Annotated in this window: 10 protein-coding genes; 1 reads left to right on the top strand and 9 read right to left on the bottom strand. The window is 59.1% G+C overall.

Going from position 1 to position 9,844, the window contains the following annotated elements:
• Window positions 1-168 precede the first annotated feature (168 nt).
• The 5 genes from GGD46_RS29655 to metG all read right to left on the bottom strand — a co-directional run bounded on the left by GGD46_RS29655 (window position 169) and on the right by metG (window position 4,374).
• Window positions 169-648, bottom strand: coding sequence for an SRPBCC domain-containing protein (locus GGD46_RS29655; protein WP_184710518.1), 480 nt, complete (start codon window positions 646-648; stop codon window positions 169-171).
• Between the two features lie 61 nt (window positions 649-709).
• Window positions 710-1,201: a YbaK/EbsC family protein gene (locus tag GGD46_RS29650; RefSeq protein ID WP_184710516.1), complete on the bottom strand. Its 492-nt coding sequence runs from the start codon at window positions 1,199-1,201 to the stop codon at window positions 710-712.
• Window positions 1,198-2,025, bottom strand: coding sequence for an MBL fold metallo-hydrolase (locus tag GGD46_RS29645; protein ID WP_184710514.1), 828 nt, complete (start codon window positions 2,023-2,025; stop codon window positions 1,198-1,200). Before GGD46_RS29645 ends, GGD46_RS29650 begins: the two co-directional genes overlap by 4 nt.
• A gap of 4 nt (window positions 2,026-2,029) precedes the next feature.
• Complete coding sequence (locus GGD46_RS29640; protein ID WP_184710512.1) at window positions 2,030-2,812, bottom strand: TatD family hydrolase; 783 nt, start codon at window positions 2,810-2,812, stop codon at window positions 2,030-2,032.
• A gap of 8 nt (window positions 2,813-2,820) precedes the next feature.
• Window positions 2,821-4,374, bottom strand: coding sequence for a methionine--tRNA ligase (metG, locus tag GGD46_RS29635; protein WP_184710508.1), 1,554 nt, complete (start codon window positions 4,372-4,374; stop codon window positions 2,821-2,823).
• Window positions 4,375-4,624: 250 nt separating this feature from the next.
• On the opposite strand from metG, the gene GGD46_RS29630 reads away from it, so the two are divergent.
• Entirely contained in the window at window positions 4,625-5,425 is an 801-nt protein-coding gene (locus tag GGD46_RS29630; protein WP_184710506.1) for a sulfite exporter TauE/SafE family protein, read from the top strand.
• Window positions 5,426-5,477: 52 nt separating this feature from the next.
• On the opposite strand, the gene GGD46_RS29625 is transcribed toward GGD46_RS29630, so the two are convergent.
• The 4 genes from GGD46_RS29625 to GGD46_RS29610 form a co-directional block, all read right to left on the bottom strand.
• The gene (locus GGD46_RS29625) at window positions 5,478-6,509 is read right to left on the bottom strand and encodes a DNA polymerase III subunit delta' (protein WP_184710504.1); all 1,032 of its coding nucleotides are present in this window, start codon (window positions 6,507-6,509) and stop codon (window positions 5,478-5,480) included.
• Window positions 6,506-7,189 carry a dTMP kinase gene (gene tmk / locus GGD46_RS29620; RefSeq protein ID WP_184710502.1) on the bottom strand — a complete coding sequence of 228 codons (684 nt, stop codon included), beginning with the start codon at window positions 7,187-7,189 and terminating at the stop codon, window positions 6,506-6,508. The genes GGD46_RS29625 and tmk overlap by 4 nt, the downstream gene beginning before the upstream one ends.
• Window positions 7,190-7,339: 150 nt before the next feature.
• Window positions 7,340-8,551 (bottom strand): D-alanyl-D-alanine carboxypeptidase family protein, encoded by a 1,212-nt coding sequence (locus tag GGD46_RS29615; protein WP_184710500.1) that lies wholly within the window; start codon window positions 8,549-8,551, stop codon window positions 7,340-7,342.
• A gap of 69 nt (window positions 8,552-8,620) precedes the next feature.
• On the bottom strand, window positions 8,621-9,793 hold the full coding sequence (locus GGD46_RS29610; RefSeq protein WP_184710498.1) for a septal ring lytic transglycosylase RlpA family protein: 1,173 nt from the start codon (window positions 9,791-9,793) through the stop codon (window positions 8,621-8,623).
• Window positions 9,794-9,844 lie beyond the last annotated feature (51 nt).

The following is a 9,844-nucleotide window of genomic DNA, read 5'->3' as shown; positions in this document are numbered from 1 at the left end:
AGTCCCATCCGCAATCTCCCAGGTCATCAAAAACCCGGGGAGAGTGACATTCCAACTTTGCAAAAACAGGACACTTCAACTTTGCGGCTACAGCAAAACATCAGATAAGATAGATTATGGAACAAAAAAGGCCTTTGGCCAAACCAACCGACCAATCGCTTTTCCTTTTCATTCCAGATAGTTGGCGAGATTTTCCAAGGTCGACTTCAAGCCTTCGTCGTGATCTTTCTTGCTGATGCCGATTGGAACGTCTTCACAAACTATGGTGACGTTTGTGCCTGATAGAGTTTCGACCAACGACCAGGTTATGACCATCGTGCCGTTGAATGCCGTGTCGTCGGATTCGAAATTCACGGCCTGAACGATCCGCTCGTCAGGACTGATTTCCAGGAACCGACCTGATACGACGTCCATGTGCTCGGAAGACTTTCCGGGTGTCGAATGATCGGGAATGTCGTAGCGAAGTGCCAGCCGATAGCTGCCGCCTCGACGCGGTTCAAAGGTCATGATCTGACCGGTCATGCCTCTGGGCGGAAGCCAGGAGATCAATGCCTCCGGGTCGATGAACGCCTGAAAGATTGCCTGTGGCGTTGCACGGATCATTCTTGATGCAGCGTCGATTCTTTCCTCGCGTGAAGTTTGGCTCATCGCATCCTCCTTTGCCATGTTCCGCGGCAATCAGGAGAACACAGCGAGTGCGCTGCTAACTTCAGCTTGCCTTGATGCGGATGATTTTTGCCGCAATCTTTTCCGCCAGAAGCGTTGGATTGCATGCAAAAATGCTGTCCGGTCGTCCTGCAGCACACCAGACCTGATCGTAAGCCAAAAGACTTTCATCGATGAAGACGGGTAGCTCGACCAGATGGCCAATCGGGCCGACGCCGCCAATTGCAAAGCCGGTTTCATCGCGAACCCGGTCGATATCGGCGCGTTTCAGCCGAATTCCGTAACTTGCCGCAATATAGGCCGTATCGGCATTATGCGCACCGGAGACGAGAAGCAGCGTCAGTCCATGCGTGTCTGCATTGACGAAAACCAGCGATTTGACGATCTGGCCGACGGCACAGCCGACCGCTTTCGCAGCCTCCTCGGCCGTCCGCGTCGATTGCTCCATGCGCTTGATCGAGATTTCGAGACCCAGGTTCCGTGCCGCAAGTTCGACCCGTTCCAGGCTTGAAAGCTTCTTGCTGTCTTCGCTCATAGATCGTCATCCTCCACGTCGAGCTCGATCTGCATCTGATCGTAGGCTGGCTCGACATGGTCGGGCGTCTCCGCCAGCACGGTTTCATAATCGAGCGGCGTATGCATGTGGGTCAAGATGGCATGTTTTGGCTTCAGTCGCTCGATCCAGCCGAGCGATTGTTCCAGCGACAAATGGCTTGGATGTGGCCGATATTGCAAAGCATCGATGATGAGGACGTCTAGATTTTCAACTTTCTCTACCGATTCCGGCGGGAAGTCGCTGATATCGCTGCAATAAGCGAGCTTGCCAATGCGGAATCCCAGCGAGTGGATATCGCCATGCAATTGCTTGTGCGGCCAGAAGCGGATCGGCCCGCCTGCCCCATCAATGGTGAAACTTTTCTCAAGGTCTTCGATCAATACCGGCCGGACGATCGGCGGATAGCTGCTGCCGGGCGGCGTTTCCAGGCAGTAGCGGAAGCCTTCTCGAATGCGATCCATCGTCTGCGGGTCGGCATAGATCGGGATGCGCTCGTTCGAGATGTGGAAATAGCCGCGCAGATCGTCGATGCCGTGAATATGGTCGGCGTGCGCATGGGTATACAGCACCGCGTCGATGAAGCTGACGCCGGCATGGATCATCTGTTCGCGAAAATCCGGTCCTGTGTCGATGACGACGGTGGTGATGCCGCCATCCGGTGCGATTTGCTCAACGAGGAAAGCCGCGCGCGTGCGACGGTTCTTTGCATTTCTCGGATCGCAGGCACCCCAATCGCCGGTAATGCGCGGCACGCCCGGCGACGAGGAACAGCCCAAAATGGTGAAGCGTCGCCGGTAGGTCACGCCGTCAGACCCTTGTCATCTTGGAGAAGCAGCGAAAGGCGTTTTCCGTGGTGATGTCGGCGATCTCGTCCATGCTGACGCCGATCGTGTCGGCCAGCACCTCGGCTGTGTTGACGACATAGGATGGTTCGTTGCGTTTGCCGCGCCAGCGCTTCGGCGCCAGATACGGCGCGTCCGTCTCGACCAACAGCCGGTCGTGCGGGATCGTCTTGGCGATGTCGCGTAGCTCCTCCGACTTCGGGAAAGTCAGGATGCCGGAAAAGGAGATATAGCCGCCAAGTTCGACGCCAGTGCGGGCAAGGGCAGGGCCGGCGGAGAAGCAATGGAGGATAAAGGGGAAGGCCCCCTTCCCTGTTTCCTCTGTCAGGATCGCGGCCATGTCCTCGTCCGCGCTGCGGCTATGGATGACCAGCGGCAGCTGCGTTTCGCGGGCAGCCGCGATATGGCGCAGGAATCCTGTCTTCTGGTCTTCCGGCTTGACGGTATCGTAGAAGTAATCCAGTCCCGCCTCGCCGATCGCGACGATCTTCTTATGCTGGTTTGCCAACCGCACAAGATCCTCGGTCTGGATATCCAGTTCCTCATCGGCGCTGTTCGGATGCGTGCCCACGGAGCAGAAAACCGATGGGTAGCGCTCGGTCAGCTCCAGCAGGCCGTCAAGCTTGCGAACTCTGGTCGAGATCGTGACCATCCGCTTGACGCCGAACTCATGGGCGCGCGCGACGATCGCGTCGCGCTCCTCCGCGAAATCAGCAAAATCCAGATGGCAATGCGTATCGATCAGCATGGAACACCTTACTCGGCAGTCGGTGCGACGTAGCGCGGGAAGACCGGCTTCGGTGCTTCCAGTGGCGTCCCGGCAACGAGGCGACCCGCCTCCCCGAGCGCTGCGAAATCACGCTTGTCTGCGGGAATAGCAATGAGATCCAAGAGCTTGCCTGAAGATGCCGGCATGAACGGCTGCAGCAGAATGGCGATCTGGCGCACCACGTCGGCCGTGACATAGAGCACGGTCGCCATCCGGGCCGGGTCGGTCTTCTTCAGCGCCCAGGGCTCCTGCCCTGCGAAATAGCGGTCCGTTTCGGAAACCACTGATATGATGGAAGCGAGCGCACGATGGATAAGCTGCTTGCCCATGTCTTCGCGCGTCGAAGCCAGCAGCCCATCGGCCTGCGCCAGAAGCGCCTTGTCCTCGTCGGTCAAAGCACCGCACTCGGGAATCTGTCCCTCGCAGTTCTTCACGATCATCGACAGCGAACGGCTGGCGAGGTTGCCGATACCGTTTGCAAGATCGGAGTTGATGCGCGTGCCGATCGCCTCTTCGCTGTAGCTGCCGTCCTGGCCGAAGGAGACTTCGCGCAGGAAGAAATAGCGCACTTGGTCAAGACCGAAATGGTTCACGAGGTTGATCGGATCGACGACATTGCCGAGCGACTTCGACATCTTCTCGCCCTTGTTGAGCAGGAAGCCGTGGGCATAGACGCGCTTCGGCAGCGGCAGCTTCGCCGACATAAGGAAGGCCGGCCAGTAGACGGCGTGGAAGCGGATGATGTCCTTACCAATGATATGCAGATCGGCCGGCCAGTATTTCGCCCGAGGATTGTTTTTATCCTCGAGATAGCCGGTCGCCGTCAGGTAGTTGGTCAGCGCATCGACCCAGACATACATGACGTGAGCCGGGTCGTTCGGCACCTTGATGCCCCAGTCGAACGTAGTGCGCGAGACGGACAGATCCTTCAGGCCCGACTTTACGAAGGAGATGACTTCGTTGCGGCGCTCGGCAGGACCGATGAAGTCCGGATTTTCCTCATAATGCTTCAGCAGCTTGTCCTGGTATTCGGAGAGCTTGAAGAAATAGCTTTCCTCCTGAACCCATTCGACGGGCGTGCCCTGCGGTCCGTAGCGCACGCCATCGGCGCGCAGCTCGGTTTCGTTTTCCTGGTAATAGGCTTCGTCGCGCACAGAATACCAGCCGGCATAGGAATCCTTATAGATGTCTCCGGCATCGGCCATCAGGTTCCATATATTCTGCGAGGTCTGGTGGTGACGCGGTTGAGTCGTGCGGATGAAGTCGTCGTTAGACGCGTTCAGGAGCTTGCCCATCGCCTGGAATTCGTCCGAATTGCGGTTGGCGAGCTGCTGCGGTTCGATGCCTTCAGCGCGCGCCGTCTGCTGCATCTTCTGGCCGTGCTCATCGGTGCCTGTCAGGAAAAAGACGTCGCGCCCATCCAGACGCTGGAAGCGCGCCATGGCATCGGTGGCAATCAGCTCATAGGCATGGCCGATATGCGGCTTGCCATTGGGATAAGCGATCGCGGTGGTGATGTAGAACGGGGTCTTTTCGGTCATATCGGGCAAGGGTCCGTTTTTTACGGTTGCGTCTTTGTTATGCGTGCTCCGCTCGCTTTAGCGCATGTTTGCCGGGAGCGAAACACCAAGTTTCGCGGGTGCAGCAATAGGATGTCGACAAGCGGGCCTTGCTTGACTCACTCCCGCCTCGCCTTTACCCCTTCAAAGGATCGGAATGCAGGGCAGAGATGGTCGTGAATTTCAAAGAATTTTTAATAAGCCTGTCCGACGGCTTCAAGGGGCCGTTGCTTTGAGTTTTCTCAGTACCTATCAGCCGCTTTATTCATTTTCCGGCTTCTTCGTCGGCATGCTGGTCGGCATTACGGGTGTCGGCGGCGGGTCGCTGATGACGCCATTGCTGGTGCTGTTGTTCGGAGTGCATCCGGCAACCGCTGTTGGCACGGACCTGCTCTACGCGGCAATCACCAAGACAGCGGGAACGGCTGTCCACGGCATTCATGGGCGCGTCAACTGGAAGGTGGTTGCCCTGCTCGCTTCCGGTAGCGTGCCGGCAGCTTTGCTCATGCTGTGGATCATGGCCGGCGTCAATCGCGAAAGCCCTTCGGTTGCGCACGCCATCACGCTCTCGCTGGGCTGTCTTCTGCTCCTGACGTCGCTGATGCTGATCTTCCGCGGTCAGATTCTGGAAGCCATACGGAAATGGCGGGGCGAACGCGGCAAGCTGACGCCGCGCACCATTGCATTGGCGACCATCATTCTGGGTCTTATGCTCGGCACCCTCGTCACCATGACATCGGTTGGTGCCGGCGCGCTTGGCGTGACCGTGCTGCTCGTCCTCTATCCGCAGACCGATGTCCGCGAGATCGTCGGCTCCGATATCGTCCACGCCGTACCGCTGACCCTGATCGGCGGCATGGGCTACTGGTTCATCGGTGAGATCAACTGGTCGATGCTGTTTGCTCTGCTCGTGGGGTCGATTCCCGGCATTGTCGCCGGCAGCCTGCTCGCGCCGCGCCTGCATGAGCGGTCCGTCCGCATCATCCTTGCCGTGACGCTGGCGGTCGTCGCCTGGAAGCTGATCCTGCCCTGACGCAATTCTGCAAGTCTCGTCGCGGGTGCCGTCTCTGGCATCCGCGATCCATCTATTCGGAAAGTTGTTGCTTCAATTCGCTTAGAATGGTGATGAGCGTCTGCTTGCGATCGAGATTGTAGGCCTGCGATATATTCAGCCGCTCAGTTGTCTCCGAATGGAGACGCGCCAGTCTTTCGGCCGTTGCAAGAGAGCCGCCGAGAGCCGCGGCCCGCGCGCGTTCAACAATGTCGTCACCGATATGGGACAGGAAGAAGCCGAAGATCGTGTCGCTGTCCTTGCCAGAAAGCGCGTCGGCGAGGCGGTGCATGGCCTTACGCGCGGCAGGTCCGTCAGCCGAAAGCACCTGCCGGTAGGCGTCTATAATCTCCCCGCCGCCATAGTTCAGGAGCTTGAGCGCCTCACTGACGCTGCCCTTGGCTGCCGGAAGCAATTCGTTCCCCTGCCCCGGCGGCACGCCGAGATTTTCGAGCGCCCAGCGCAAGGGTTCGTTTTCGAGCGGCGCGAGCTTCAGCGGCAGGCAGCGCGAGCGGATCGTCGGCAAAAGCCGGCCCGGCGCATGCGACAGCACAAGGAATAAAGCGCGCTTAGGCGGCTCCTCAAGGATTTTCAGGATAGCGTTGGCGGCGTTGCGATTGAGATCATCGGCCGGGTCGATGATGACGATACGCCAATTACCCGTTCCCGAGGTCTGCGAGAAGAATTTTCCGGCACGGCGCACCTCGTCCACTGTGATCGCGGATTTGACCTTGCCAGTCTTGTCATCGACCGGGCGGCTCAGATGCAACAAATTGTGGGATGCGCCACCGGAGATCTGCCGGCTGATAGGAGACGCCGGATCGGGATCCGGGATGATCTCTGGCGCAGACGATGGATCAGGATGCGAAAGGACGTAGTTGGCGAAACGAAAGGCGAGCGTCGCCTTGCCGATCCCCTCAGGCCCTTCGATCAGGATAGCGTGATGGCCCTTGCCGGAACGATAGGATTGCGCGAGAAAAGCTTCCGCGTCCTCGTGGCCGAAGAGTCTGGGATTGTCCTGCGGCGCGATCGCGCCGTCCAGAACGCCGGGTCGTTCTTCGCTCATTGTGCCGCTTCCGATCCTTCGGCAACAATGTCCGCAGCGGGCCTGAGCCGTCGGTCGACGATCCCGGCGATTTCACCCGCAATCGCGTCCTCCGAACGCTGTGCGTTGATCACGTGGCAGCGTTCCGGTTCGCGTGCGGCGATATCGAGAAAAGCCTCGCGACGCTTCTCATGTGTCTGCATCTCTTCCTTTTCGAAGCGATCTGGAGCCGTGACGGCGGAGGCGCGTTTGCGCGCGCGCTCGAGCCCGACTTCGGCGGGAATGTCGAGGATCAGCGTGCAGTCCGGAACGACGCCGTTGACGGCAACTCTCTGCAGAGCCTCGATATAGTTGGGCTCGAGATTACCGGTAACGCCCTGATAGACGCGCGACGAATCCATGAAGCGATCGCAAAGGACGATGGTGCCGCGGGCGAGCGCCGGGCGAATGACCTCTTCGACGTGGTCGTTTCGTGCCGCTGCGAAAAGAATGGCCTCCATCCTCGTACCGAACGCCTCGGCAGAGCCGGAGAGCAGAACATGGCGTACGGCTTCCGCGCCCGGGGATCCGCCGGGTTCACGCGTGACGAGCACCTCGTGGCCCCGTTCCCGCAGGCGCTCGGCCAAACGGCGGATCTGGGTTGATTTTCCCGCCCCTTCCCCGCCTTCGAAGCTTACGAATAATCCGTTTGCATCAGCCAATGATCATGTCCTGCACTTGTCGCGCGCCTGCCGCTTGGCACTCGATATGTATCCTGTTTAACCCAAGACATTCTCGGGTGGAACCGTGCATATGTCGGCCTCTTGCATTCTATATGGGGTGTAAACAGGGATTTCGCGAGCAGCGGCGCGTCAGCTCGGCAAGGGTTTGTCCCACAGCCAGGAGAAGAGCAGGGATTCGGCCAATTCCATGAAGGCGTCGAAGGCGCGGCGGCTGAGTGTGCCCCGAGCGACTGATTCTTTTGTATAGAGCGGCAATTCGCGAACCAATCGAGCGCCGAGGAACACACGCAGCGTCCCGGCTTCATAACCCGTGACGACCGGAGCGCTGAGCGGCCAGCGGTAGACGATGCGAGCGGAGAGGCGGTCCGGCGTATCGATCGGAACATAGACGTCGACGGGGATCTTGGCCTCAAGGCTGACGGTTGATTGAGCGCCGCCGTAGACGCTGGCATCGCCAATCACCTCGCTTCCGCTAAACAGGCGCTGGCTCCTGAAGTTGCTGAGGCCCCATTCAAGCACACGGCGGGTTTCTTCCGTGCGTTCCTTGTCGCTCTTCAGGCCGCCGAGCGCCAGAAACAGCCGGCGTCCGTCGCGTTCCACCGAGGCGACGATGGAAAACCCCTCGCCCTCGGCAAAACCCAGTCCAAGGCCATCGACACCGATATTGAGCAGCAGCAATGGGTTCTTGTTGCGCTGATAAATCTTGTTCCAGGTGAAATCCGCCTGGCCGAAATACCTGTAGAGGTCAGTATGCTTCTGCTGCAGGTCCTGCGCCAGGGTCACCAGCTCGCGCATCGAGATTTTGCCGCCGCTGTTCGGGTCGTTTGCATCGGGCAGGCCGGTGGAATTCGTGAATGTCGCCCGCGGAATGCCGATCTCACGCGCGCGCGCCGTCATGCGTCGGGCAAATTCGCGTTCGCTGACAGAAAGGCCTTCGGCCAGCACGATACAGCTGTCATTCGCCTGCTGGACCGCTACGCCCTGGATGAGATCGCCAACCCTGATCCGCGACTTCAGTGCAGCGAACATCGTCGATGCACGCGATGGGGCTCCGCCCGTTCTCCAGGCATTTTCCGACACGGGATATTCGGTATCGAGCGAGATCTCCCCTCGCCCGACGGCATCGTAGATAACGTCCAGCGTCATGAGTTTAGCAAGCGAGGCAGGAGAGATCGGCTGATCCTCATTTTTGGCAAGGAGGATCGTGCCGGTGGAGCCCTCGATCATGAAAGCTTGCGCCGCTTTCGTATCGAAAGCGCCGGGAATGGCGGGCTGAGCCTCGGCAACTGCATGGCCGATGCCAAGGAAAAAAAGGAACAAAAGAATCAAGCGCTTTGGCATACCGTCCCCGCAATCCGATCACCGCACCATTATTTTAGTGACAGGTGAAGATTCAGGCAACGACGCTGATCAATCCGTCTGCGTCGTGCCGTGATGCTGGCGGCGATAAGCCGAGAGGATGGACTCCTGCGTAAGGCCATCGTTACGAACCATAACGGCATCGAAAGCCAGGTCGACATAGACTGTCTTGACCGGAGCATTCTGATAGGCGGCAACCGTAGAACCGAACGACTGATCGCCAAGGCTTGCCATGCGGTGCGAGGAACCCGGACGCTCATAGGGGATGGGTCCGATCTGCGGCAGAACGACCATGGTGGGCTCGGCCGCTTCTGTGGTCGGCATCGGGCCGCCATTCCAGGTCATCGGCGGCAAGTTATTGCGCTTGTCGTTGTTGGAGGCAGCCTTCGGAGTATCGGCGAAAGCCGTTGCCGAATAGGGCGATTGGCGCGGAATGGGAGCGATCGCCGGCGTCGACTCGAAACTACGCTGCTGACGCGTGGCGCGCATCGGCGTCGGCGTATACGAATCCGGCAGTTGATCGGCAGTCATCCGGCCCGCAGACGCGACCATCACGCCGCTCGCAATCTGGCCGCCGGGATTGATGCTCGGCAGGCGCGAACCCTTGGGGATGTAAGAGGCCATCAGATAGGGATCGTCGTGTCCATCCATACGAGCGCGGCCAACATACTGCACGCGCACATCACCCGTGCCGCTGTGCTGCAGATCGAGCATCTGCGCCGTCTTGTTGGAAAGGTCGATGATGCGGCCGGGATGATACGGGCCGCGATCGTTGACGCGTACGATGATGGAGGAGCCGGTTTCGACATTCGTGACGCGAGCATAGCTCGGGAGCGGGAAGGTCGGATGCGCGGCAGTCAGCGACTGCTGATCGTACACTTCGCCATTAGCCGTCAAACGGCCGTGAAAGGCGGAACCGTACCAGGAAGCAATACCGACCTTGCTATAGCCGAAATCTTCCTTGGGATAATACCACTTGCCCTTCACCTGGTAGGGATTGCCGACCATGAAACGGCCGCCGCCCTTCGGCACCGGGCCGTTGTTGACGACGCGAGGGCTGGCCTTGACGCCATATTCCTTCTCGGAGAAATATTCCTTGCCGTGCTGGCGCTTGGTCGCGACCTTCTGAGTTGTTCCGCAGGCCGTGATGGTTGCGCACATCAGTGAGAGAGCAAACCAACGCATACCCGTTGCGTATGTCATCGCACGATTTTCGAATTTCATCTGTCCCACGCCGCTACTCATTACTTTGACGGAGGTCTGCCGACCGGTACT

This window comes from Martinezella lusitana (genome assembly GCF_014207095.1).
Lineage (GTDB): Bacteria > Pseudomonadota > Alphaproteobacteria > Rhizobiales > Rhizobiaceae > Rhizobium > Rhizobium lusitanum_B.
Note: the sequence above shows the minus strand (reverse complement) of the source record. Positions and strands in the feature narration are given on the sequence as shown.